Source organism: Capnocytophaga sp. G2, from assembly GCF_035282625.1.
Lineage (GTDB): Bacteria > Bacteroidota > Bacteroidia > Flavobacteriales > Flavobacteriaceae > Capnocytophaga.
The window spans coordinates 167,260-191,948 of sequence record NZ_JAYKBU010000001.1; the positions used below are offsets into that span (position 1 = coordinate 167,260).

The 24,689-nt window shown below is 38.3% G+C and carries 21 protein-coding genes; 13 read left to right on the forward strand and 8 right to left on the reverse strand.

Features of this window, described 5'->3' with window-relative positions; translation table 11 throughout:
• Positions 1-75 precede the first annotated feature (75 nt).
• Positions 76-741 (forward strand): hypothetical protein, encoded by a 666-nt coding sequence (locus VJJ03_RS00925; RefSeq protein WP_323973263.1) that lies wholly within the window; start codon positions 76-78, stop codon positions 739-741.
• Between the two features lie 205 nt (positions 742-946).
• Here the strand turns inward: VJJ03_RS00925 and VJJ03_RS00930 are convergent, their stop codons facing one another.
• Positions 947-1,684: a superoxide dismutase gene (locus VJJ03_RS00930; RefSeq protein ID WP_009744838.1), complete on the reverse strand. Its 738-nt coding sequence runs from the start codon at positions 1,682-1,684 to the stop codon at positions 947-949.
• A 261-nt stretch (positions 1,685-1,945) separates the two neighbouring features.
• On the opposite strand from VJJ03_RS00930, the gene pgi reads away from it, so the two are divergent.
• From pgi to VJJ03_RS00975, 9 genes are all read left to right on the forward strand, one after another.
• Positions 1,946-3,559: a glucose-6-phosphate isomerase gene (gene pgi, locus VJJ03_RS00935; RefSeq protein ID WP_323973265.1), complete on the forward strand. Its 1,614-nt coding sequence runs from the start codon at positions 1,946-1,948 to the stop codon at positions 3,557-3,559.
• Positions 3,560-3,623: 64 nt separating this feature from the next.
• Positions 3,624-8,615 carry a DUF4132 domain-containing protein gene (locus VJJ03_RS00940; RefSeq protein WP_323973267.1) on the forward strand — a complete coding sequence of 1,664 codons (4,992 nt, stop codon included), beginning with the start codon at positions 3,624-3,626 and terminating at the stop codon, positions 8,613-8,615.
• Positions 8,616-8,992: 377 nt separating this feature from the next.
• Entirely contained in the window at positions 8,993-10,063 is a 1,071-nt protein-coding gene (gene atpB, locus VJJ03_RS00945; RefSeq protein ID WP_009744841.1) for a F0F1 ATP synthase subunit A, read from the forward strand.
• 42 nt (positions 10,064-10,105) lie between these two features.
• Positions 10,106-10,312 carry an ATP synthase F0 subunit C gene (gene atpE, locus VJJ03_RS00950; protein ID WP_009744842.1) on the forward strand — a complete coding sequence of 69 codons (207 nt, stop codon included), beginning with the start codon at positions 10,106-10,108 and terminating at the stop codon, positions 10,310-10,312.
• A 104-nt stretch (positions 10,313-10,416) separates the two neighbouring features.
• Positions 10,417-10,911, forward strand: a complete 495-nt coding sequence (locus VJJ03_RS00955; protein WP_009744843.1) for a F0F1 ATP synthase subunit B — start codon at positions 10,417-10,419, stop codon at positions 10,909-10,911.
• Positions 10,908-11,456, forward strand: coding sequence for an ATP synthase F1 subunit delta (atpH, locus tag VJJ03_RS00960; protein ID WP_009744844.1), 549 nt, complete (start codon positions 10,908-10,910; stop codon positions 11,454-11,456). The genes VJJ03_RS00955 and atpH overlap by 4 nt, the downstream gene beginning before the upstream one ends.
• Before the next feature lie 126 nt (positions 11,457-11,582).
• Complete coding sequence (locus VJJ03_RS00965) at positions 11,583-12,746, forward strand: MFS transporter (protein WP_009744845.1); 1,164 nt, start codon at positions 11,583-11,585, stop codon at positions 12,744-12,746.
• A 273-nt stretch (positions 12,747-13,019) separates the two neighbouring features.
• Positions 13,020-13,409 carry a hypothetical protein gene (locus VJJ03_RS00970; protein ID WP_009744846.1) on the forward strand — a complete coding sequence of 130 codons (390 nt, stop codon included), beginning with the start codon at positions 13,020-13,022 and terminating at the stop codon, positions 13,407-13,409.
• Positions 13,410-13,452: 43 nt separating this feature from the next.
• On the forward strand, positions 13,453-14,346 hold the full coding sequence (locus VJJ03_RS00975; RefSeq protein WP_323973270.1) for a hypothetical protein: 894 nt from the start codon (positions 13,453-13,455) through the stop codon (positions 14,344-14,346).
• Positions 14,347-14,426: 80 nt separating this feature from the next.
• Here VJJ03_RS00975 and VJJ03_RS00980 read toward each other — a convergent pair whose 3' ends face one another.
• Complete coding sequence (locus VJJ03_RS00980; protein WP_009744848.1) at positions 14,427-15,206, reverse strand: class I SAM-dependent methyltransferase; 780 nt, start codon at positions 15,204-15,206, stop codon at positions 14,427-14,429.
• 122 nt (positions 15,207-15,328) lie between these two features.
• A complete protein-coding gene (locus VJJ03_RS00985) occupies positions 15,329-16,906 on the reverse strand; it encodes a phosphoethanolamine transferase (protein ID WP_323973272.1) in 1,578 nt (525 codons plus the stop codon).
• Positions 16,907-17,092: 186 nt separating this feature from the next.
• On the opposite strand from VJJ03_RS00985, the gene VJJ03_RS00990 reads away from it, so the two are divergent.
• The 3 genes from VJJ03_RS00990 to VJJ03_RS01000 all read left to right on the forward strand — a co-directional run bounded on the left by VJJ03_RS00990 (position 17,093) and on the right by VJJ03_RS01000 (position 19,968).
• Positions 17,093-18,229: a PLP-dependent aspartate aminotransferase family protein gene (locus VJJ03_RS00990; protein WP_323973274.1), complete on the forward strand. Its 1,137-nt coding sequence runs from the start codon at positions 17,093-17,095 to the stop codon at positions 18,227-18,229.
• A gap of 97 nt (positions 18,230-18,326) precedes the next feature.
• The gene (locus VJJ03_RS00995; protein ID WP_009744851.1) at positions 18,327-19,151 is read left to right on the forward strand and encodes a thymidylate synthase; all 825 of its coding nucleotides are present in this window, start codon (positions 18,327-18,329) and stop codon (positions 19,149-19,151) included.
• Between the two features lie 34 nt (positions 19,152-19,185).
• Entirely contained in the window at positions 19,186-19,968 is a 783-nt protein-coding gene (locus tag VJJ03_RS01000; protein ID WP_323973275.1) for a DUF2695 domain-containing protein, read from the forward strand.
• Between the two features lie 170 nt (positions 19,969-20,138).
• On the opposite strand, the gene dprA is transcribed toward VJJ03_RS01000, so the two are convergent.
• The 5 genes from dprA to VJJ03_RS01025 all read right to left on the reverse strand — a co-directional run bounded on the left by dprA (position 20,139) and on the right by VJJ03_RS01025 (position 24,681).
• Positions 20,139-21,248: a DNA-processing protein DprA gene (dprA, locus tag VJJ03_RS01005; protein WP_009744853.1), complete on the reverse strand. Its 1,110-nt coding sequence runs from the start codon at positions 21,246-21,248 to the stop codon at positions 20,139-20,141.
• Positions 21,249-21,254: 6 nt separating this feature from the next.
• Positions 21,255-22,604: an adenylosuccinate lyase gene (purB, locus tag VJJ03_RS01010; protein WP_040357898.1), complete on the reverse strand. Its 1,350-nt coding sequence runs from the start codon at positions 22,602-22,604 to the stop codon at positions 21,255-21,257.
• Positions 22,605-22,672: 68 nt separating this feature from the next.
• Positions 22,673-23,491, reverse strand: coding sequence for a ZIP family metal transporter (locus VJJ03_RS01015; protein WP_323973277.1), 819 nt, complete (start codon positions 23,489-23,491; stop codon positions 22,673-22,675).
• A gap of 70 nt (positions 23,492-23,561) precedes the next feature.
• Positions 23,562-24,302, reverse strand: a complete 741-nt coding sequence (gene rlmB, locus VJJ03_RS01020; RefSeq protein ID WP_323973279.1) for a 23S rRNA (guanosine(2251)-2'-O)-methyltransferase RlmB — start codon at positions 24,300-24,302, stop codon at positions 23,562-23,564.
• A 4-nt stretch (positions 24,303-24,306) separates the two neighbouring features.
• Positions 24,307-24,681 carry a hypothetical protein gene (locus VJJ03_RS01025; RefSeq protein WP_009744857.1) on the reverse strand — a complete coding sequence of 125 codons (375 nt, stop codon included), beginning with the start codon at positions 24,679-24,681 and terminating at the stop codon, positions 24,307-24,309.
• Positions 24,682-24,689 lie beyond the last annotated feature (8 nt).

Consider the following 24,689-nt stretch of genomic DNA (forward strand, 5'->3'; position numbering starts at 1 on the left):
CCCTATAGTACTCAGCTCATTCCACTTGCAGCCATCTTTGCCTACGATAATTTGAATGGCAAAAAACTAAGTTTAATGCAGAATCTGGATTTATTAGCTAAATGGTTTTGGTGTGGTGTTTTTGGTGAACTTTATGGCAGTGCCAATGAGACCAGATTTGTCCAAGATATAGTGGGAATCTTTAAGTGGATGGAGAATGAGAATGCCGTTCCTGAAACTGTTACAAGGGCAAGCTTTGATGCTATTCGTTTATTATGGTTGCAAACTCGCAACAGCGCTGCGTACAAAGGGGTTATGGCTTTAATCAACAGACAACACCCTAAAGATTTTATGAGCGGACAAGATATGGGAATCGCTAATTATCTATCAGAACTTACAGATATCCACCATATTTTTCCGCAAGCATATTGCATAAAGGAAAATTTGCCACAAAGAAAATGGAACTCTGTAGTAAATAAGACACCTATTTATGCTATAACTAATCGTTCAATAGGCGGTAAAGCTCCAAGTCTTTATATTCAGACCATTCGGAATAAAGGAGTGTCAGAAGATAAAATAGATAATGCCTTAGAATCCCATAATATAAACCCAACTTTACTTAAAATAGATAGTTTTGATGCCTTTATTGTAGATAGAGCGAAACGCCTTCTCAATCTAATTGAAAAGGCTATGGGCAAAGCTGTTTCCGGACGAGAAAGTAATTCAACAATTCAACATTTTGGGGAGGCTCTCACAGAATAACAAGAAACTTATACAAAGTTTGAACTATCTATTTTTAAAGATATGACAGTTCTCCTAGTGATTCTCACTGCAAATATTACTGAGAAATTAGAGGTAACAGTAGATTTTTAAGTAAAATTCTTTAACTTCTCTAAAGCAAAAGACACTCAACAACTGAAAAAGGTTGAGTGTCTTTATTTATATTAAATAAATCATGAAAAGGTACTTATTTGGTAGCGGTTTCAAATTTTTTAGCTACTATGTCCCAGTTAATTACATTAAAGAAAGCGTCAATGTATTTAGGTCGCTGGTTTTGATATTTTAGATAGTAGGCATGTTCCCATACATCCAAACAAAGGATAGGTGTTCCTTGTATTGCCATTCCAGGCATAAGGGGATTATCTTGGTTAGGGGTGTCTCCTATGTGGAGCTTACCATCTTGACCTACTACGAGCCATGCCCAGCCTGATCCGAATTGTTTGGCAGCAGCGTCGGCAAATTGGTTCTTGAAGTTCTCAAGAGAACCAAAATCCTCCTTAATTTGAGCTAAAAGCTTCCCTTGAGGAGCGGTTCTCTTAGGAGTCATTACTTCCCAAAAAAAGGTATGATTGTAATAACCTCCTGCATTATTGCGTAAGGTTTTATTACTCAAATCCATTCCCTTTAGGATTTGTTCAATACTTTGTGTTTCTAAAGGAGTCCCTGCAATTGCTTTATTAAGATTATTGGTATAAGCCAAATAATGTTTGGAATAATGAATGGACATAGTACGACCATCTATGTAAGGTTCTAAATCACTGTATCCATAAGGAAGTCCTGAAAGCTGAAATTTGCCTTGTGCTTTTACTTCATTGGGATTCCCCCAGTCTTCTTTAGCAACGGTCTGTGTACAGGATTGTGCTGTTTTTGGGCAATGACAAGAGACAACGGCTCCTAATACCCCAAGTAGAATCAATTTTCTCATTTTCTGTTTGTTATAAGATTAAACTAATTAAAAAATAGAGGATTTTGCTGAGGTTAGAAGTCTTATCAGGTGGCAAAGATACAAAATAAATAAGAGATAGTTGCACTTTAACATTTATTTATAAATAAAGATTTTTAAATCTTTTTATATCCTCTCTCAAGAAGTTGCATTTTTCCTTATCAAATATTTGTTAAATCCATAAAAAAGAGTATCTTTGCAACAGATTTCATCATTTTAGTAAATGAATTAAAATAAAAATATATGTTAGCCACACTTAACCCCATACACACTAAGGCTTGGGGAGCCTTAACTGCTCATTTTAAGAAGGTAAAGAATGTTACTTTACAGCAACTTTTTAAGGAAAATCCTCTTCGTGCCAAGGAATATACCCTTGTATGGGAGGATTTTTTAGTAGATTATTCCAAAAATAATTTAGATAATACTACTCGTGATCTCCTTTTACAACTTGCTCAGGAATGTGATCTAAAAGCCTCTATAGAAAAGTATTTCTCAGGTGACAAAATCAATGCTACTGAGAATCGCGCAGTGCTTCATACGGCTTTGCGTTCAGCGGAAAAAGAAATTTTAGTAGATGGTAAGAATGTAATCCCTGAAATCGCTCAAGTGAAAGCAAAGATAAAAGCATTTTCTCAAGAGGTTATTTCAGGCAAGCGTACTGGTTATACGGGCAAAACCTTTACCGATGTGGTGAATATTGGCATTGGAGGATCGGATTTGGGTCCTGTAATGGTATGTGAAGCGCTTAAGTTTTATAAAAACCATCTTAATGTTCATTTTATTAGTAATGTGGATGGTGATCATATACATGAAGTTATAGGGCATCTCAATCCTGAAACGACTCTTTTTGTAATCGTTTCCAAGACCTTTACTACTCTGGAAACCCTTTCCAATGCTCTTACCGTGAAGCAGTGGTTTCTTAAGTCGGCACAGGAGGCAGATGTAGCCAAGCATTTTGTAGCCGTTTCCACTAATCTTAAAAAAATAGATGAGTTTGGTATCGCTCCTGAGAATGTTTTTCCCATGTGGGATTGGGTAGGAGGTCGTTTTTCCCTATGGAGTGCTGTAGGACTTACCATTGCTCTTTCAGTAGGTTATGATAATTTTGAAGCACTCCTACATGGAGCTCAAAAGATGGATACTCACTTTCGTAATGCTCCTTTTAAGGAAAACTTACCTGTACTTTTAGCTCTTCTCTCCGTATGGTATACCAATTTCTATGGAGTAGAAACAGAAGCAATAATCCCCTATACTCAATATCTACACCGATTCCCAGCCTATCTTCAACAGGCGATTATGGAAAGTAACGGAAAGTATATAGATCGCAATGGAGAGCGTGTAAGTTACCAGACGAGTGCTATTGTATGGGGAGAACCAGGTACCAATGCCCAGCATGCCTTCTTCCAACTTATTCACCAGGGGACTAAGCGTATTCCTACTGACTTTATTGGCTTTAAGCATTCTCTATATGGAGATCAAGATCACCAAGATAAACTCCTTGCGAATTTCTTTGCTCAAACAGAAGCCTTGATGAAAGGCAAAACACCTGAGCAGGTGCGTGCTGAAGGAGTCTCTGAAACTTTAGTGCCTTTCAAGGTATTTGAGGGTAATAAGCCTACCACGACTTTGCTTATTGATAAACTTACTTCCGAGAGTTTAGGAAAGCTTATCGCACTCTATGAACATAAGATTTTTGTGCAAGGAGCCCTTTGGAATATCTATAGCTATGACCAATGGGGAGTAGAGTTAGGGAAACAATTGGCAGGAACTATCCTTAAGGATTTCTCGGCTCAAAAGTTTGCTCCGCATGATAGTTCTACCCAACAACTTATAGAAGCCTATCTAAATAAAAGCTAATAATATTGAGAATAGTTATTATAGCTTTATAATATAATTAACCTACTACTTAAATGAGATTGTTATGATAAAAGAAGAACAAGCCAAGCAATATCTTGCCAATTACAAGCCTCAGAGGCTTGCAAAAGGTTCTTTTACTAAATTTCCTGAGCCATATCGCCTATTAGGGGAATATCTTTCCAATGGAATGGATTATGACCAAAAACGAACTTTCAGGAATGAATTTTCTGTCTTGAAATATCCCAAGAACCTTTGGGAGACTAAGGATGGAAAAGTTCTTGCCCAATTGCTCTTTGGGGAAGTACAAGCTCCTTATGCACAGAAAGTATGGGACTTTATTTGCTTATTTCCTTACTTGGATAATTGGAGTAGGCGATCTTTTCGTTCTGATGACCCTGCGGACTATACAGAGAGACAACTTAGTCAGATGGAAGCACTCTTCCGTAATTATATCAGTGGAGTAGGAGCCTTGCCTTTTGAGCAACAATTCCAATATATTGTGTATGATGTTGCTCCTGTAGCTCCACTCTTTGCCCTGGTCATTTCGGAGGACACGGACAGATACTATCCTCTATTTGAAGAAATTTTCTTAGGAGAACATGAAGTGGGAGGAGTATGTTCTCCTCTGATAAAGGCAGCCTTAATGGTGGAGGATGAACGTTATTATAACTTGGTAGAGAAGCTTCTTTTAGCGGCTCAACTCCAAGAGGGCTTACGACAGACAATCTTTGAATCCTTAGATGAGACTACACACGCTTCTTTTAAGCACTTTATCCGTGTGATTCTCGATCATAAGTTTACTCGTTTTAGTAGTGTGGTACGTGCCGTAGATACTTGGTTTGGTTTTGGATGGGAGGCACCCCAACAATCAGTAGTTAGGCGCACTCTGGAGCTTGCTTCAGCCTATCTTTCTAATCCTGCTGAAGCTAAGAAAGCAATAAAAAGTAAGGATCATTTAGAACAATATGTAGCCTTGTGGGCAATAGGTACGTATAGCGTACAGGAAGCTCTTACTTTGGCTATTGAGGTGCTCAATGGTAAGAGTGTATCACTTGATACGGGTGTGGTGCTATTATATTTTATTAAGCAAACCCAGAAAACACTTCCACAGATTACTTCCTTTGCTGAAAAACACTTTGGGGAGAATCTTGCCTTAGATTATTGGATTCTACAGAACCTACCTCAAGGAGGTTTCTCTAAGGAACTCTTTGAAAAAATACTCCTTGCTGCCAAGCGTATTCCTAAGGAAGGAAAGAACTTTGAAGGGGTGGGTTTCCGTTGGCTTAGTTTTACTGTAAGGGCAGTGGATTTTTACCGAGACCTTATTCGTACAGCCAATGATACTCAACAGCAATATTTAGCTCAGGAGTTAAGCGAAATTCCTGTAGATGTTCGTGATGATCTATTTCGTAAGGTGTACCCTGTTCTTGGTAGAAGGTATTACGATAAAGAAGAAGGAAAGGATCCGGAAAACTACCCTCCTGATTCCTGGCAACGTGCTCTGGTTCGTACAGGAATTAACGATAAGGGAGCTTATGTAGCAGGAATTGCAATGGATATTCTAAAGAAATTACCTTTGGTGCAGGAAGATGTCCTTGCAATAGAACAAGTACTTTCCCGTAAGAATAAGGAATTGCGCAAGGAGAGTGTGGCTCTTTTGGTACAACAACCCGAGACAGTACTCAAAGAGAGTACCTCACGACTTATCCTCTCCAAGAGTGCTGACCAACGATTGGCTGGATTAGAAATCCTTACAATACTTCAAGAGGAGAAGAAACTCCCCGAATATGTTGCCGAACAAGTGGAAGCCTACAAATCACGTAAACTCTCTAAGAATGAACAGGTGCTGATGGATAAGCTCACCTATAATCCTGAAACGGCTCAGCAGTTACGTTATGATCTTTTCAATGGCTTTGGAGTGATTGACCTTAATCGGCTTACCCCTTTCGCCTTGCCTCACCCTCAATTTGACAAGGAACGTAAAGCAAAAAAAGGAAGTTTCCTTTTTGATAAATTTGTAAATGTGAAGAAGGTATCCCAAGCCTTGAATGATCTACTTGTAATATGGAGAACAAACAAAGATTATGAATATCAATACGAAGGCTATCAAGGAGAACTCGTAACGACTCTCTTAGGAGAAACAATTAGGGGAATACACGATGAGAAAGAAGGAAAAACTCCTTTGGATATACTAAGAGATCTTCCTCTTTCTGACCTTTGGCAGGCGTGGCATGAGAAACACCAGCTTAATGAGATAGAATATTATTATGCTGAAAGATATTGTGATAACCTTTACTATGAGGATTTTGTTCCCAAAGGATTAGAGAATTACCTCTCTGAGTATTACCCTGACTTTAAGGTGGCTTTTGAAGGAGAGAGACGTAGATATAGTAGTGAGCCCCGTCAGTTATGGAACCTATTAACTTATCTGAGAAAGGCATATACTTTGGATAAGGCATTTTTGGCAAGTTTTAAACTTTCTGTTTTTGAAGATGCCTTAGCCACCTTTCCTATTGAGAAACGTAAGGAAAAGTTTAAAAGAAATAGTTGGTCTACTCTGGATTGGGTAGATGTAGTGGTAGATTATGCGGCAGTAGTTTATTTTGGGAAGGATGGGGATTTCGCTTATTTTACAGATGAACAACTTCAAAGGCTATGGGGAATTCTTTATTGGCTTTATTTAGAAGGGAAAATTGACACAGAGAAACAATCCCTTAAGGATTTGCTTCTAGCTATTCGAGCTCAGGTGAGAAAGGATGAAAAACTCCCTAAAATGAATGGGGGACTTACAGAACTTACCTTGATTCTTTACCAAAAAGGGAAGCTTTCCTGTGATGATCTCTTATTTTTCTCCCTGCTCAATTGTGAACTATTTGCAATGATTCAGGGAACAGAGAACTACTTGTATAGAAACCTATCGGATACGCTTAAAACTTCTCTTACTTATCCTGATACACTTCTGCAGGAACTTAAAACACGGATGTTGCAAATAGAGCTCCAGCGAGGAGACCTTCCTACTGATGCTTCCGTGTATATTGATTATCTGTCAGAGATAGAAGGAGCACACTATTTCTTTGAAGCCCTTGAGCGTATGGGCAAAGAACCCTTTGCTAAAGGTTATGGTAGTAGTATAACTAAGCGATCTACTTTTAGCCATATTCTTGAAGTAAGCCAACCGAGTGATTCCGACACTTTTACAGCTTTTAAGAAGCACTTGAATGAAGTGAAGCTGGATAAGAAACGCTTGGTAGAGGCTGCTTGCTATGCACCTCATTGGACAGATTGGTTGGGGGATTATCTTAAAATAAAGGATTTTAAAGAAGCAATATGGTGGTTTATTGCTCATACTACCGACTATATGGATGCTGAGAAAGAAACCGTTATTTCTCAGTATTCCTCCGTACCTCGTGATGATTTTAGGAGAGGTGCTATAGATGTGGACTGGTACCACCGTATACATAAGGCAGTGGGTAAGCAAGGATGGAAACTTATTCAAGAGTCCGCTAAGTACCTTTCTGAAGGGATGGGTTACCGAAGAGTAAAGCTTTATTCTTCAGTGCTTACAGGCGAGGTAAAGCTTGCTGAAGCTGTGAAAAAAATTACTGAAAAGCGTGATAAGGACTATGTGATGGCATTAGGGCTTATTCCTATTAATAAAAAGAGACCTGAAGAAGATTTGGTAAAGCGGTATAACCTACTGCAAACCTTTCTTAAGGAAAGCAAGCAATTCGGGCAACAACGTCAAGAGAGTGAGAAGAATGCGGTAGAGATAGGCTTGGACAACCTCTCTCGTAATGCAGGTTATGAGGATAGTATCCGCTTCAGTTGGGCAATGGAGGCTAAAGCAACTCAACAGATTATGGAGAAATCTACCCTTGTACTGGAGGATACTGAATTAAAACTTGTGGTAGATGAGCAAGGTAAAGCGGATATTCTAGTGAGCAGAAATGGTAAGGAACTAAAATCTGTTCCTGATAAGTATAAGAAGGATAAAAATGTAGAAGCTCTTAAGGAAGGCAAGGCTTATCTAAGCAAGCAGTATAGCCGTACACGTCAGTCATTAGAACAAGCGATGCTTTCCCAAACTCTATTTTCGGTAAGAGAATTAGCTAAAATTATAGAGCATCCTGTAGTAAAAGCAATGCTCAGTAAGCTTGTACTCTTTAATCCTGAGAACCAAGTTTCTGGTTTTTGGCAAGAGGGCAAGCTTCTTAACGCAGAAGGAGATTTATTGCCTTTGAGTCCAGAGGATAAGCTTCTTATTGCACATCCTTCTCATCTTTTCAATGCAGTACAGTGGGATTTGTATCAAAAATATTTATTTGACAAGGAACTACAACAACCTTTCAAACAGGTATTCCGTGAACTCTATATCCCTACTAAAGATGAGTTGGAGCACAGTAATCGCAGTGAGCGATATCAAGGGTACCAAATACAGCCGAAGAAGACGGTTGCCTTGCTTCGCGGTAGGGGATGGACGGTTAATTATGAAGAAGGACTCCAAAAAGTATATCATAAGGAAGGTTATAGGGCAACTATTTATGCTGTAGCGGACTGGTTTACTCCTTCTGATGTGGAGGCTCCTACTTTAGAGTATGTAGTCTTCTATAATCTTAAGGACGGTAAGGAAGTACCGATGAAGGAGATTAACCCTGTGATATTCAGCGAAGTAATGCGCGATGTAGATTTGGTGGTTAGTGTAGCACATGTAGGTGGTGTGGATCCAGAAGCCAGTCATAGTACTATGCAGATGCGAGGGGCTCTGGCTCGTGAGAGTGCGCGCTTGTTTAAGTTTAGTAATGTACAAGTAAAAGAACGTCATATCCTAATCAAAGGCAAGCTTGGTGATTATAGTATTCATCTAGGCAGTGGTATTGTTAGTCGTGGAGGATTACAGCTGAATATCATCGCTGTACAAAGTCAGCATCGAGGGCGTGTATTTTTACCTTTTATAGATGACGATCCTAAATCCGCTGAGATTATCTCCAAAATGAGACTCTTAGCGGAAGATGACAAGATAAAAGATCCTACCATCTTGGGGCAGATTATGAAATAAAAGATAGAAAGTAAGTAGTGAAAAAGTAATATGTGATTCACTAATATTAAGAGGTTATCGGGAAAAGGTAGCCTCTTTTCTATTTTTACCAAAAGGAGTAAATGTCATATTCCAAGATTCGTTTTGAATATAAAATGTATTATTATACTTGGTTATATATTCATTAATGACAGAATAATAATAACTCTCATCAATTTAAGGAATAATAATTATGTGTATTAAAGAAAAATGATTAAATGAATTGATAATAAGACTTTTACATTGTGTATAATTTGTTTTCTTAAAAAAGGTCAAAATATGTGTAAAAGTAAAAATAAAAATGTATCTTTGTCCCTGCAAAATAAGAGGGTGACTATATAAATTATAATTACTAAGAAATGATACAAAAAATCATTAGTAAATGGTTGTTTTTAAGTATTCTGATTTTTCCTTTGAAGGGATTGGCAACTCCTGAAGAACAACCTGCAGAGCAACAAGAAGAGAGCTTTACGGATGTAGTTATGCATCATATAGCTGACTCTCATGAATATCATCTGTTTGATTGGAACCAAGAATCCATAACACTTCCTTTACCTATAATTCTTTGGACAGAGAATGGATTAGTTACTTTTCTTTCTAATGAGTTTCATCATGATGATAGTGGTAAAGTAGTGGTAGAGAAAGCAGGACAATATTTCGTTTGTATACATGGACAAATTTATTATACAGATGCTCAAGGAAATATTTCTTATAATAAGGAACATAAGGTAACCAATGCACGTCCTTTGGATTTTTCTATTACAAAGAATGTGGTAGTACTCTTTCTTATTGCTATTTTCATGTTTTTGGCTTTCACTGCATTGGCACGTTCTTACAAGAAGAATCCTAAAGCTCCCAAAGGTTTTGCTAATCTGTTAGAGACTCTTGTGGTTTTTGTACGTGATGATATTGCTATCCCTAATATAGGTGGAAAGAAATATGAGCGCTATATGCCTTATTTGCTTACTGTGTTTTTCCTTATTCTTCTAGGTAACCTTTTAGGTCTGGTACCTATTATTTCAGGGACTTTGACCAATGATATTGTTTTTACAGGGACATTAGCTCTACTTACTTTTCTTATAACTACTTTTAGTGGGAATGGAAATTATTGGAAACATATTTTTGCTACTCCGGGAGTACCTATGTGGTTGGCTCCTATTATGATTCCTGTAGAAGTGATAGGAATGCTTACCAAGCCTTTTTCTTTAATGATTCGACTTTTTGCCAATATTACTGCAGGGCATATCATTATCTTAAGTTTGATAGGGCTTATTTTTACTTTTAAAACGCTTCTTGTTTCCCCTGTATCAGTAGGTTTTGCCCTTTTCATTAGTATATTGGAACTTTTAGTTGCATTTATCCAAGCATACGTATTTACTTTGCTTTCTGCCTTATTCATTGGAGGAGCTGTGGCAGAGGAACATCATTAAGTAGTATTTTTGTATCATATTAAAACTTAAATATTTAAAATTATGACATTAGCATTAGCAGGAATTGGAGCAGGAATTGCAGCTCTTGCAGCTGGTATTGGTATTGGTAAGATTGGGTCTTCCGCTATGGAAGGAATTGCTCGCCAACCAGAGGCTGCTTCAAAAATTCAAGGAGCTATGATTATTGCTGCAGCTCTTATTGAAGGGGTAGCCCTTTTTGCAGTGGTTGTTGCCTTGGTAAAGGGATAATCGGCTCAAGACAAAACCGTTCTGTAACGGTTGGTTACAGAACGGTTGTTATCCATAGAAAAAGTTATTTTACTATAAAAATAAAATAGAAAAAATAAAAATACATGAATCTCGTACATATTGAAAGTCTTAGTTTCTGGACAATAATAGTTTTTGTATGCCTTTTACTTCTACTTCGTGCTTACGCCTGGAAGCCTATTCTTAAAGCTCTTAAGGAGAGAGAACAATCCATTAATAATGCTTTGGATGCTGCCGATGAAGCCAAAAAGGAAATGGCAAACCTTAAGGCTGACAATGAAAAACTCCTATCAGAAGCTCGCTTGGAACGTGATAATATGCTTAAGGAAGCTCGTGAGATAAAGGAACGCATCATCTCTCAAGCTAAGGAAGAAGCTCATAATGAGGGCGCAAAACTCATCGCTCAGGCAAAAGTATCTATTGAGAATGAAAAGAAGATAGCAATTGCTCAGCTGAAGGAGCAAGTAGCTTCTCTTTCTATTGAGATCGCTAAGAAAGTCCTTACCAAGGAGCTTGCCTCTGAAGTGAAGCAGGAGCAACTTGTGGAAAGTCTGTTGAACGAAATTAACTTGAAGGCATGATAAATTCTACCAAAGTAGCTAGGCGATATGCAAAAGCACTCTTAGATTATGCTATAGAGAAGCATGAGGAAGATGCCCTTTTTCAAGAGATTTCTTCCCTTGTGGAGATAGTTCGTGAGAATCCAGACTTACGAGCACTCTTACATTCTCCTATTGTAAGGACAGAGATAAAACAGAATGTATTACAGGAGATATTCTCAAACCGTTCTTCTATATTGAACGCATTTTTTGATATATTATTCCAAAACAAACGAATCCCCGACCTTTATGGGATTGCTCGTGAATTTGTAGAACAATATAACCAATACAAGGAGAAAATAATCATTCATTTGACTACAGCAACCGAAATATCTGATGGGCTTAAGCAGAAGTTTATTGATAAGGCGATTGCTTTAAGTGGTCGTAAGAATATCTCTTTGGAAAATAGGATAGATAAGAACCTTATAGGAGGTTTTGTTTTGCGAATAAATGATCTGCAATATAATGCAAGTATATCTCATAAACTTACTGCTATTGAGCAGGAGTTCAGTGAGAATATTTATTAAAAAATAATTCAAGTATTTGTTATGTAAAGAGGAGCTCAACTTAAGGAGTATCCTCTTTTTTTATAACATAATTGTGCTTCTTATTAAAAGTTGTATTTTTGCACTCTTTTTAAAACGATTATAAAGATGAAGATGATACGACAACTCTTTCCTTTGGCAATGGGAGGAATTGCTTTAGGAAGCACCGAATTTATCCTTATGGGGCTCATGCGCAATATAGGGCAGAACATGCACCTAAGCGATAGTGAGGTAGGACATTTTATAGCAGCCTATGCTATAGGAGTAGTCGTGGGAGCCCCTACTTTAGTGGCTTTTAGCACTCGTTTTCAACCTCAAAGAGTACTGATATTTTTAATGCTACTCTTTACTTTGTGTAATGGACTTTTTGCTTTAATGCCTTCGTATGAGACACTTCTGATTGCTCGCTTTCTTTCGGGATTACCTCATGGAGCCTTCTTTGGAATAGGAGCAATTGTAGCCAAACAGTTAGCTCCTAAGGAGCAAGAGGCTATGGCTATCTCGGTCATGTTCGCAGGACTTACTATTGCCAATTTGCTTGTGATTCCCTTATTTACTCATTTGGGAGAGGTAATAGGATGGCGCCCTGTGATGGCATTAATAGCTGCTCTAGGGTTAATTACAGCGTTCTGTATAGGGGTATTTTTACCTAAAGTGGCTTATGAGCGTAATGTTACATTACAGAAGGAAATGAGACGATTTTTTTCTATTCCCTCTGTAATGATTCTCCTTATTACAGCTTTGGGTTGTGGAGGTCTTTTCTCATGGTTGAGTTATATAGAACCCTTGATGCTTGACTATGCACACTTACCAGAGAGTCAAATGCCTACACTGATGATTGTGATAGGAATAGGGATGGTCATAGGGAATTTCTTTGGAGGATGGCTTACAGATAAAATTCAGCCTATGCCAGCGAGTGCAGTGATATTTACCTCCATGATAAGTATTCTTCTATTAGTCTTTTTCTTCTCAGGGACTCTTGAAGTGGCGTGGGTACTCACTTTTTTCTGTGCTATTATAGCCATGTCGGTAGGAGCACCATTGAATATTATTATGTTTCGGGCAGCACCACGAGCACAGATGATGGGAGCTGCTTTCATGCAAGCAGCCTTTAATCTTGCTAATACTCTGGGTGCTTATTGGGGAGGAAAACCCTTACAATGGGGGTATACAAGTAATTACCCTTCTTTAGTAGGAGTAGCTATGGCTTCTACGGGCTTTCTTTTCGCGTTACTTCTGTATAGAAGATATGGGACACTTTTTAGAAGTTAATTTCCTCTCTTTTTCCTCTTTTATATACTTAAGTTTTTATAAAAGTTACAGAGTAGAAGTGAGAGAATAATATTATTTCTCTGGCTTTTAGAAATTATTTAGAATTTGTATAACTTTATAAAACGACAATAATCATGGAATATGATTTGATAATTAAAATGTTATTTATTTTTTAGTATAGGTATTATCTATATTAATAAGTAGGATTATTGTTTTTATATTTATTTTATCACAAAAGAGTTTTATGTATTCTTTTTTTGTATCTTTGTTGCAATGAAAAAAGTGACAAGTAGCATAGCTATTCTTTTGAGTATTGTCTTTTTAGTTAATACTTTACTTAGTGGGGTTTATCTCTCTTATTTCCTGCTAAGTAAGAGAGATTTTGTGGCTACTTATTGCAAAAATAAAATGTATCCTGAGCGGCATTGTGAGGGATCTTGTAAGTTTGCTCAAGTTACTAAGGAACAGACAGATTCTTCTACCTCTGAAAAGAAGACAATTACTATGCCAGAGGTTTTCTTTCAAGAATTTCCAAAGTTAGTCTTCATAAAACACTTTTCAAAGGAGATAATCCACAATTATCACTATACTCCTTTGAGCCTACAGGAAGTTATTCATATAATGCTTCGTCCACCAATTAGTCTGTTAGGAGTCAAATTCTAACCAGCTAATATTAAATTAGGTATAATATATAATTTAAAAAAAGATGAAGCGATTCAAATATATAACTGTAGCTGCTTTAGCAGTAGCTATCTTATTTTCTTGTTCTAAAAAAGACGATGATAAGCCCACACCTCCGCCCACTCCACCCATTCCTACTTTGAAGACAGTAGCAGAAGCTAAGGTGAGTAATTATACCGTACGACTACAGAATACTTCAGGCACTTTTGTAATGGGGTACAATGACATTACCCTTTCCGTTACCGATGCTACCAATAAAGAAGTAATCTTGGAAGCCGCTACTTTTACACCTTGGATGGATATGTACAAAAGCGATGGTAAAGGAGGCTTTACCAAAGATATTATGCATACTCATACCTGCCCTCATACCGCTTTGACTAAAGAGGGTAATGTATGGAAATCCCAAGCGTTATTCCAGATGATAACCGCCCCTTCAGGGGTGTGGTTTGGGAAAGTTACTTTTAAGGTAGCAGGCAAGGAGCAAACACTTGACCGCTTGGATTTCGTTGTAAAACCTCAAACCAATAAAGCTTTAGGGAAAGTAGGGCGCTTTAGAGTCTTCACCCCTGGAGGCAATCCCAAGGGACAAATGCACCTATATGCATTGGTAGCTCCTGAAAATCCAAAATCAGGAGAAAATGAAGTGGCATTAGGCATCTGGAAGATGGAAAACATGAAGAACTTCCCTAAGGTAACTGATTGGGTAGTAGAGGTAAAGGTAAGTGAAAAAGGAAGTACAACGGCACTTTCTACCACTACGCTTCGTTACGAACGCAATTTCTATAGAGGCAAAGTATCCTACCCGAAGGCAGGGGAATATACCCTTACTTATACTCTCAAAGATGCTCAAGGACAGGTAATACAACCTAAGGATAGTGATAAAAAGGATATTTCTATAGCCACTATGATTCAGTTCTAATCATTTTCCTAACCCCTGAAGAGGGGCTATGACCAATGATAAATGACCAGTCCCTTAGAGATTGGTCATTTATCATTATATTAGGGTTTTTGTGCCATAATTGCCACCGCGTCAAGATTTTCTTGATGTTTTCGAAAACAAGCTTTCATCTTCTTAATCTGTTTTCTTATTTCAGGGAAACGAAGTAGATTGAAAGTAACCAGTAGTACCCTGAGCCAGCCCTCATCCTGAATCATACGGCTACGTTCTAAAAGGAGCATAGGATTATGTTCTACCTTGATTACTTTAAAGCCTTGTTCTTCCAAAAGAGATGTCCATTCAGCTGTAGTCATAGGGCGGGCATGTACGCGAATAGTCTCGCTTAGCTCTTTGTAAATATCTTCTTTGACAGCTTCCTCTACATCATCGGGCTTAATACCCAGTTCATGTATGCCATAATAGCCACCGCTTTTAAGGATACGGAAAGCCTCTCCTATGATCGCCTTTTTCTGCTCTAAAGGCTGCATAGTAAGCATTGCCTCACCATATACTTTGTTGGCATAGGCATCGGGAAGGGTACTTTGGGCAGCATTGGCATTGATGATTCTTGCCTTATTGTACTTGATACGTTTGCGTGCGATGGTGGCAGCCTCTTCATTGAGATCCACTCCTATATAGCTCTTTGGTTGATAGCCACAGGCAATATTAGCTGTAAACCCCAGACCTGGAGCAAACTCTACTATGTCATCTTTGGAGGTAATTCCAAGTCCTGCAATGAGTTTCTCGGTGAGTTCTCTTCCTCCTGGGCGTAATACACGTTTGCCCAATTTAGCGAGCATCCAATGTCCCTGGTGCTCATTGAATTTATTCTCTGTTTGCATAAGGATTATATTTGTACTTCGCAAAGGTACAAAAAAAGAGATAATAATCTTTATTTATTTTGAATAAAATTAAATAATAAAGAATACCATCAATGATTAATTTTCCCTTATGTTATTAACTATTAGTTATTGGTCATTATTTCATCTTCTTCCAATCCTTCAAAAGGGACATTTTCATATTGATTAAAGACCTTCAGAGTATCGTTCTTTGGAGAAAGGAAATCATAATCACTACGTAAGGAAGCCTCCTGTATGCCCAGCCAATGAGCGAATCCGTCCAAGAATCGGAAAGCAGACTTGTTCGCTTTGACTACTTTATGCTGGGTATCATCACTGGAAAGGAGTACGAAAGGCACTTGGTAGCAAGCCTTATTAGGGTTAGTATCACCGTGGGTAAGGGAGGTGAACATGGAATTTCTATCCTGAGTCATCAGCCCATGATCAGAGAAATAAAGTATACTGAAGGAATCTCCATTTTTTTGTAGAAGTTCATGAATGTCTTTTAGTAATGTATCTGTTTGTTCAATAGTCTGTATATAAGCAGAAATTTTTCGATTGTAATAGTTGTAATGAATAGGATGTTCCAAACGGGATTCAAAATTCACATGGGATCCCATGATGTGGAGGATAAAAAGTCGTGGAGAATGGCTTTTTTTATGAAGATATTTACTAAAAAGAGGTAGAAGAATACTATCATGGTAATTCATGGAAGCATAGTCTCCTTTTTTGGTAAATTCCTTATGATCGCATAGGAAAGCTAACTTAGCAATAGGAGTATCAAACTCTCCTGTTAATCCTTGATTAGATAACCAAAAAGTTTCAAATCCTGCATTTTTGGCTAAAGAGATAAGATTATTTGCATAAATAAAGTCCTTATCTCCTTTCATTTGCATAAAAGAACGTAGCAGAGAGGCGGTTGTATTGGGCGCTGTGGCTGTATAGCCGTCAATTACCGTACCGTATGCCTTGTCCAAGAAGGGAGTGTTCTCTTCGGGAAAGCCATAAAGGTGCATATAATCCTTTCGGACGCTTTCTCCTATGATCAAGACATAATTCTGGTATGGAGGTTGGGTCGCAGTAATTTGCCAAGCAGGAGTTCCCTCTATACCCTTACTCAGTTCTTCTTTAAGGGCTTGGTATTCTTGTATATTGTCATAGATAGAGGCATAAAAAGAGATAATAGCTGTACGAGAGGCTGACCACTTGAAGGCTTGGTATTCTTTCATCTTGGCTAAAGGACGGTAGAGAGTTAGCCCAATAGCCAATATAGCTATGACTGCTGTGATTAAGTTTTGCTTCTTATTGTGAAGATAAATCTTTTTCTTTCCTAAATAGAGGATATAGCCCCCAAAGAGTAAGGTAAGTAATGAAATGGCATAAGAGTAGAGTGGAAGAGACTGTACAAACTCCTTGGATTCCTGTAGGTCTGTTTCAAAGAAAGCTCCAATCATGGTAACAGGAGGATGTCCAAACCAAATAATCTGAGGAAGAAAGAGTACACAAGTGATCAATACGAAAAGGAATACGACAAAAAAAGACCAGTAAGAAAGTCTTCTCAAAGTAAGGAAAATAAAGAAAGTTGCCAATATACCATAAAAAGCAGGTCCCATATCCAAAGCGAAGGGAATACCCACAGAAAAGAGCATCAAAAGCCATTCAAAGGCATATTGCTTGAAGAAAAGAATTATTTTTAATATCATTATTAATTCAATGATTGAACAGAACTCAAAGGTACAATTTTTTTTGTTACAATCAAATGGCTATCCCATAAATATTTTTATTTTTTTAAACAATTATAATAAATATATTTATTTTTTATTTTATAAAATAATCGTATTTTTGTGCTGTTATTTTATAAAAAATATTACTTTAAAAACTTATAGTACATGAGATTTGAGACTGTTGCAATACATGGGATTCGTACCACAGAAAAAGAAGTAAAAGAATGGGGAAGCTGTATTAACATGGCTTCTACCTTTCAACTTAAGGAATTTGGTGTAACACAGGAGTTTGAGTACAGTCGTATCTCCAACCCTACTTGTAAGGAGTTTGAAACACTAATTGCCAAATTAGAAAGAGGTAAACATGGTTTTGGCTTCTCTTCGGGCATGGCTGCTTCTACTTCACTCTTTACGATCTTTGAGGCAGGCGACCATTTTGTGTTTGGCTTGGATATCTATGGAGGGACTTTCCGTATTATGAAGGATATTTTTGCCAAATTTGGTTTAGAAGCTACTTATGTGGATACTACCGATTTGGATAATATTCGCAAGGCGATACGTCCTAACACTAAGGGAATTTTCATAGAGACACCTTCCAATCCGCTCTTGGATGTTACCGATATACGTGGTACGGTGGCTATTGCTAAGGAGCATGGGCTACTGACTATGGTGGATAACACTTTCCTTTCCCCTTACTTGCAACGTCCTTTAGAACTCGGAGCAGATGTGGTTGTACATAGTGCGACCAAGTACCTCGGTGGGCACAACGATATTATCGCAGGGGCGATGGTAGTGAATGATGATACTCTTGCTGAGAAAATACGTTTTGCTCAGGGGGCTATAGGGGCAATGCTCTCCCCCTTTGATAGCTGGCTTCTCATACGTAGTATCAAGACCTTGAAGGTACGTATGGATTATGCACAAGCCAATACTCTCAGGCTCATAGATTTCCTCCAGGGACACCCTGCCGTGGAAAAAGTATATTATCCTACCCTGCCTACCAACAAAGGCAAGGCTATCCAGGAAAGTCAAGCCTTGGGAGCAGGAGCTGTGTTTTCTTTTGTAATGAAGGACGAGAAGAAGGTGAAAACTTTCTTTGAGGCACTTCGTGTGGCGCTTTTTGCAGTGAGTTTAGGCGGAGTGGAAACGCTTGTTACTCATCCCAGTACTTATACTCATACGGAGTTCCCTGAAGAGGAAAAAGTAGCACGCGGCGTTACCCAAACTTTGGTACGTGTAGCGGTAGGCTTGGAAAATATAGAGGATTTGATAGCCGATTTTAGGCAAGCATTGGAGAGGTGAAAAGTGAAAAACGAAGAATGAAAAATAATTAATGACCCTAATGAACATTAATCATTAAACATTATTTTCGTATTTTTGTACTCTAAAATAGAAAGAAATGCAAGCCTACAAAGACCTTCTTAATCATATTCTTACTCATGGACATAGTAAGGATGACCGTACGGGAACAGGGACGATCAGTGTTTTTGGTTATCAATTTCGCTGTAATCTCCAAGAAGGATTCCCTCTACTCACTACAAAGAAGATACATCTGAAATCAGTTATCTATGAGCTGTTATGGTTTCTCCGTGGGGATACAAATATTCATTACCTCACCGAACACGGGGTGCGTATTTGGAATGAATGGGCAGATGAAAAGGGTGATTTAGGACCCATATATGGGGCGCAATGGCGTAATTGGAATAATGAAGGGATAGACCAAATAGCCCAAGTACTCCATACGCTTAAGACCAATCCCGATAGTCGCCGTATGGTAGTCTCGGCTTGGAATCCATCAGTTATGCCTGATACTTCAGTTTCCTTTGCTGAGAACGTAGCACATAACAAGGCGGCACTACCTCCCTGTCATGCGCTGTTTCAGTTCTATGTAATGGAAGGGAAGCTCTCCTGCCAGCTCTACCAGCGTAGTGCCGATGCTTTCTTAGGGGTGCCGTTCAATATTGCTTCCTATGCCTTGCTTACCCAGATGATGGCGCATGTTACTGGGCTGCAAGTGGGGGATTTTGTCCATTCCTTTGGCGACTTACATATCTATAAGAACCATTTGGAGCAGGTAGAGTTACAACTCAGTCGTGAACCGCGCCCACTTCCTACTATGAAACTTAACCCTCAGGTGAAAGATCTTTTCGCTTTTGACTACCCCGATTTTACCCTTGAAGGCTATGACCCATACCCTACTATAAAAGGGAAAGTCTCTGTATAGTGAAAAATGAAAAGAGACCAGTGGAAAGTAACTAATGAAAACAACAGAAAAGCAACAACGTAAAGAAGTCCAAAAGGTGTTTGCTCAAGAGAAGTTGGACAACTTTAGGGCTTCGTTACCTATGGAAGAAAAGTGCTTTTTGGCACTTTTCTATTATTTAGAAAAGGCTTTGCAGAGGGTACCCTGTGACCATACCCTAAGGTATACGACACTTTTTCTTACAGAAAACAAGGTTTCTGATCCAGAAAAAGTAGTCGACTGGCTTACCTCCAATGGAGGGTATTGTGATTGTGAGGTACTCTACAATGTAGAAGAACAGTTTGATTATTTAGAGAATACCTCTTATGAAGCGCCTCTTAAGCTTAATAAGTTAGAGAAGAATATTTTAGAGAAGAAAAAGAAAATTAAGGAATTTCCTTCAAAATTTGATTTTCCATTTTCCTCAGCTCCTGCCCCATGGAAACTATCCCAAAAGGAAGTGCAAGGAAAGCAGGAGTATCTACTTCAGTTAGGGAAAGGATTCAATGCTTGTATAGTGATGCTAAGATTGGATTTCCCCAAAGAAAAACTCGCAGAAGAGGGTTATTTTCTCTCTCAGTGGAAAACCTTTACAGAAATCAAGTCTCCTAAAGGGTTGGAACAAGAAATATTGGAAGTAGAAGCTTATCAATATATTGTCGTTAAATCCAAAGAATATACGCCGGTTATTATCTTTGTACTTCCTAAGGAGAATAAGCGAGGTTATTTAGTGGTACAGACAGAACTCTCTCGTTATAGAAATGATCTAAAAGAAATAGAAAGATTGCTTAAGGAATAAAAAATAAAAGAGAGCTTTCGCCCTCTTTTACCAATTCTAACCACAAAATCTAATATATGAAAAACAATTTATTTCCCCTTTGTTTTCAGTTGCAAAGGTACAACATTTTTTGCATCTAACAATAGATTTATATCATTTTTTTCTATTTCAATATAGAAAAAAACTATATATTACGAAATTAAAGCAAACACTTTACCTGGAAGTGGGCGAATGATTCCTTTCATTTCTATCTGAAAAAGTAGATTGGAGAGTTTATGTATAGGGAATGAACATTCTCTTGAAAGGTCATCTAAAGTCTGTTTGCCATGTTCTTTTAGATAGGTAATTATTTTTTCTTCCTCTTCGGAGAGTTCTACAAAGAGTTCAGCAGCTATGGGTTTAGCAGAGGTTTCTTCTATTTCCCATCCCATATAATACACCAAGTCAGCAGCGGAGGTAATAAGTCGTGCTTTGTCGGTTTTTATTAATTGATTACAACCTTGGCTATAGGTGTCATCAGCTCTACCAGGAATAGCAAAGACATCCCGGTCGTATGAAAAAGCCATATCAGCAGTGACAAGGCTTCCCCCTTTAAGGGCAGATTCTATTACTACAGTAGCATCGGAAAGCCCTGCAATAATACGGTTACGTCCGATAAAATTCTTGCGATCAAACTTACTTTTATGCCAGAACTCTGTGATAAATCCTCCATTATTTTTTACTTCGCTTACATACTTCTTGTGGGATGCTGGATAGATGATATCCAATCCATGTGCTAAACAGGCGATAGTTTGTAAACCATTGTTCATAGCAGCCTTATGGGCGGTGATATCCACCCCATAGGCAAAACCACTGATAATCACTAAATCCTCTAAAGCAGAGAGTTCTTCTATAAATTTTTCACAAAAGGCTCTTCCGTAGGAGGTAACTTGGCGAGTGCCTACAATACTCAGGGTCTTTTTATTTTTTAAGTCTATATTTCCATTATAGAAGAAGATGATAGGAGCATCTATAATTTGTTTAAGATTGGCAGGATAATCCGGATCAAAAAAAGTATAGTATTTAATGTGGTTATCTTGGATATATTGCCATTCTCTTTCTGCTTCTTTACGATGGATAGGGTCAAAAAGATTTTTTAAAATAGTACTTCCAATCCGTTCAATATGGGCTATTTTATGTTTTTTCTCCTTATAGATAGCCGAAGGGCTTCCACAATGAGCAATAAGTTTTTTAGCCGTAATATCTCCTATATTAGGAGTATGCTGGAGAGCGAGTAAGGCAAGGAGGTCTTCTTCTTTCATATCCTATTAATAATCAAGGTAATCACCTCCTGTATAGTTTTCTGGAGTAATTGCTTTGAGTTCAGCTTTGAGTTCATCAGAGACTGTAAGGGAATTAATAAACTCATGGATAACCTGTTCGTTAATTTTCTGATAAGTACGGGTAAGCCCCTTGAGTGCTTCATAGGGATTAGGATAGCCTTCACGTCGTAAGATTGTTTGTATGGCTTCGGCAACTACAGCCCAATTATCATGCAAGTCATCATAAAGTTTGTCTTGGTTAAGGATAAGTTTGTCCAACCCCTTGAGGGTAGAGGTTATAGCAATAAGAGTATGAGCAAAGGGTACTCCTACATTGCGCAGTACTGTACTATCGGTAAGGTCGCGTTGAAGTCGAGAGACGGGTAGTTTTCTAGAGAGATGTTCTAATAAGGCATTAGCAATACCAAGGTTTCCTTCAGAGTTTTCAAAATCAATAGGGTTCACCTTATGAGGCATGGCAGAAGATCCTACCTCTCCTTCTTTGATACGTTGTTTGAAATAATCCATAGAGATGTAAGTCCAAATGTCTCTATTAAAGTCTATCAAGATAGTATTAATACGCTTAAGTAGGTCAAATAAAGCAGCTAAATGATCATAATGTTCTATCTGGGTCGTAGGGAAGGAATGGTAAAGACCTAGAATGTCTTCCACAAAGTGTTTACTAAAACTTCTCCATTGGATAGTTGGGAAGGCTACTTTATGGGCATTATAGTTACCTGTAGCTCCTCCAAACTTAGCTGCATGTTTGAGGGTGGAGAAGTACTGAAGTTGTTCTCTGAGTCGTACTGAGAATACTTTCATCTCTTTGCCCAAACGAGTAGGAGAGGCTGGCTGTCCATGGGTACGGGCTAGCATAGGGATATCCTTCCATTGCAGAGCAAGGGTTTCTATCTTTTGAACAAGAATTTCTATCTGAGGAAGGTAGGTACCCTTTATAGCTTCTTTGATGGAAAGAGGAATAGCTGTGTTATTGATATCCTGTGAGGTGAGCCCAAAGTGTATAAATTCCTTATAGGGATGCAAGGATAGGTGGTCAAATTGTTGCTTGAGGAAGTATTCCACTGCCTTTACATCATGATTGGTAATTTGTTCTATTTCTTTGATTCTAAGAGCATCTTCTGTAGAGAAACTTGTATAAAGGTTTCGTAGGATTTGAAAATTCTCCTTATTGAAAGAAGCCAATTGAGGCAAAGGTATTTCACATAGGGCAATAAAGTATTCTACTTCAATACGCAAGCGGTATCGGATAAGGGCTTGTTCAGAGAAATAAGCCTGTAAAGTTTCTGTTTTGGAGGCATAGCGTCCATCAATGGGAGAGATAGCGGTTAAGGACATTTTACTAAAAATTAGAAAAGGCAAATATACTATTTTTTCTCCATTGCAGAAAGTCTTTTTTGCTTTTTCTATCCTAAGGCTACATCCATAACCATCATCACGACAAAACCAATAAGAAATCCAATTGTGGAAACGTCCGTATTACGACTTTGTTGGGACTCAGGGATGGTCTCCTCCACTACTACATAGATCATTGCTCCAGCAGCAAAAGCCAATGCATAAGGTAGTACAGGGGTGAAAAATACCACAGCGAAGGCACCTAATACTCCTGCTATAGGTTCTACAATAGCCGAGAGTTGTCCATAGAAAAAACTTTTCCAACGGTTCAACCCTAACCGGCGTAAAGGCATAGATACAGCCACTCCTTCTGGAAAGTTCTGCAGACCGATTCCTATGGCTAAGGTTACTGCTCCAGTGATGGAGGCTTCAGGAATGCCAGCAGCTACCCCTCCGAAGAGTACTCCTACAGCCAAACCTTCAGGAATGTTATGTAGAGTAATCGCCAATACTAGTAGGGTGGTACGTTGCCAGGAGGATTTTACTCCTTCAGTTTGCTTGAAATTAGGATGAAAGTGAGGTAAGATTCTATCTAAGACATAAATAAAAAGTGCCCCTGATAAGAAACCTATAACAGCGGGTAATACCTTAACGAAGCGCTCTCCTTCACTCATTTCAATGGAAGGAATAAGTAAGCTCCATACACTGGCGGCTACCATTACTCCTCCGGTGAAGCCAAGCATACCATCCATTACTAATTTGTTGCTACTCTTAAAAAAGAAAACCAAAGCAGCTCCCAGGGCAGTAACGCCCCAAGTAAAAAGAGTTGCATATAAAGCGGCTAATACAGGATTGATGCTGCTTAGATAGTTTATAATTGAAGAAATCATGTTAGTTTTGAATTTTGAGTTGTTAGGGCTTTAGATAATTAGATAATGACTGATAAAAAGGTCAATTAACTTATTGGTTCATTAATCGTTGTCTTACCACTTCATACAGAAAAGCACCACAGGCGACGGATACATTAAGAGAGGATGTTTCTCCCTGTAGGGGAAGTTTGGCTTTCTCGTCCAAGACCTTAAGTACCCCTTTGCTGATGCCAGTGTCCTCTGCTCCCATGACAATAGCTAAAGGTTCAGAGAGGGAGAAATCATAGAGAAGGGAAGAGGCTTTTTCGGTAGCACCGAGAACCTTGATTCCACTGCCTTGTAGATAGTAGATAGCATCAATCAGGTTATCCACCTTACACAGAGGTAAGTTGAAGATTGCTCCTGCAGAGGTTTTGACCATGTCCTCTCCTATGGAGGCACTGCCTTGCTTGGGAAGGAGGATACCGTTTACCCCTGTACATTCAGCCGTACGAATGATTGCTCCTACATTGCGTACATCACTCAAATGATCCAGAATAAGGAACAAAGGTACTCTCCCACTTTCTATAGTGGAAAGAACAAGCTCCTCCAAAGGGACAAACTCTACTGGAGAGAGCAAGGCTACTATTCCTTGATGGTTGCCTCGGGTAAGGCGTTGGAGTTTCTCAATAGGAACATAAGAATGAGGAAGATGATAGGTCTCTACAAGGGATAATAATTGGGAGAAAAGCGCTCCCTTAAGTCCCTTTTGAATAAAGATTTTATCAATAGTCTTTCCAGCTTCAATAGCTTCTATTACAGGATGTAAGCCAAATATTTGCGTATTCTTCATAAAATTATTTCTCACGCATATTTACTATACTATCTACTATATAAACAGTATTTCCTCTCCAAGGGACTGTATTGTGATATTCTTTATAGTGAAGGTCAAAATATTTGCCGCTATTAACTTCTAATTGTTTGAATATCTTTTTATCTTCAATAGAGAACTCAAATTCATTACTTTGCATGCCGTTACCTGTAGTAGTTTTGGCAAAACCTTCTTGGATGAGCTTTCCCTCGTAAGTTTTGAAAAGATCTCCTTTGTATACAGCATAGTTTAAATAACCTGATTTTACTCCTTCTCCAAAGACGAAAAAATAGCGCATATATAACCATCCTCCTAATATAAGGAATAGGATGGGTAAGCCAATGAGTAGTACTTTTTTCATTTATAATA

Coding starts and splice junctions, on each gene's coding strand:
- VJJ03_RS00990 (WP_323973274.1), top strand. CDS start 17,093: ATGAGATTTGAGACTGTTGCAATACATGGGATTCGTACCACAGAAAAA.
- VJJ03_RS00980 (WP_009744848.1), bottom strand. CDS start 15,206: ATGCAAACAGAGAATAAATTCAATGAGCACCAGGGACATTGGATGCTC.
- atpH (WP_009744844.1), top strand. CDS start 10,908: ATGATAAATTCTACCAAAGTAGCTAGGCGATATGCAAAAGCACTCTTA.
- dprA (WP_009744853.1), bottom strand. CDS start 21,248: ATGAAAGAAGAAGACCTCCTTGCCTTACTCGCTCTCCAGCATACTCCT.
- VJJ03_RS00940 (WP_323973267.1), top strand. CDS start 3,624: ATGATAAAAGAAGAACAAGCCAAGCAATATCTTGCCAATTACAAGCCT.
- VJJ03_RS01000 (WP_323973275.1), top strand. CDS start 19,186: ATGAAAACAACAGAAAAGCAACAACGTAAAGAAGTCCAAAAGGTGTTT.
- VJJ03_RS00965 (WP_009744845.1), top strand. CDS start 11,583: ATGAAGATGATACGACAACTCTTTCCTTTGGCAATGGGAGGAATTGCT.
- rlmB (WP_323973279.1), bottom strand. CDS start 24,302: ATGAAGAATACGCAAATATTTGGCTTACATCCTGTAATAGAAGCTATT.
- VJJ03_RS00995 (WP_009744851.1), top strand. CDS start 18,327: ATGCAAGCCTACAAAGACCTTCTTAATCATATTCTTACTCATGGACAT.
- VJJ03_RS01025 (WP_009744857.1), bottom strand. CDS start 24,681: ATGAAAAAAGTACTACTCATTGGCTTACCCATCCTATTCCTTATATTA.
- VJJ03_RS01015 (WP_323973277.1), bottom strand. CDS start 23,491: ATGATTTCTTCAATTATAAACTATCTAAGCAGCATCAATCCTGTATTA.
- VJJ03_RS00970 (WP_009744846.1), top strand. CDS start 13,020: ATGAAAAAAGTGACAAGTAGCATAGCTATTCTTTTGAGTATTGTCTTT.
- VJJ03_RS00925 (WP_323973263.1), top strand. CDS start 76: ATGCAGAATCTGGATTTATTAGCTAAATGGTTTTGGTGTGGTGTTTTT.
- atpB (WP_009744841.1), top strand. CDS start 8,993: ATGATACAAAAAATCATTAGTAAATGGTTGTTTTTAAGTATTCTGATT.
- VJJ03_RS00930 (WP_009744838.1), bottom strand. CDS start 1,684: ATGAGAAAATTGATTCTACTTGGGGTATTAGGAGCCGTTGTCTCTTGT.
- VJJ03_RS00955 (WP_009744843.1), top strand. CDS start 10,417: ATGAATCTCGTACATATTGAAAGTCTTAGTTTCTGGACAATAATAGTT.
- VJJ03_RS00975 (WP_323973270.1), top strand. CDS start 13,453: ATGAAGCGATTCAAATATATAACTGTAGCTGCTTTAGCAGTAGCTATC.
- pgi (WP_323973265.1), top strand. CDS start 1,946: ATGTTAGCCACACTTAACCCCATACACACTAAGGCTTGGGGAGCCTTA.
- purB (WP_040357898.1), bottom strand. CDS start 22,604: ATGTCCTTAACCGCTATCTCTCCCATTGATGGACGCTATGCCTCCAAA.
- VJJ03_RS00985 (WP_323973272.1), bottom strand. CDS start 16,906: ATGATATTAAAAATAATTCTTTTCTTCAAGCAATATGCCTTTGAATGG.
- atpE (WP_009744842.1), top strand. CDS start 10,106: ATGACATTAGCATTAGCAGGAATTGGAGCAGGAATTGCAGCTCTTGCA.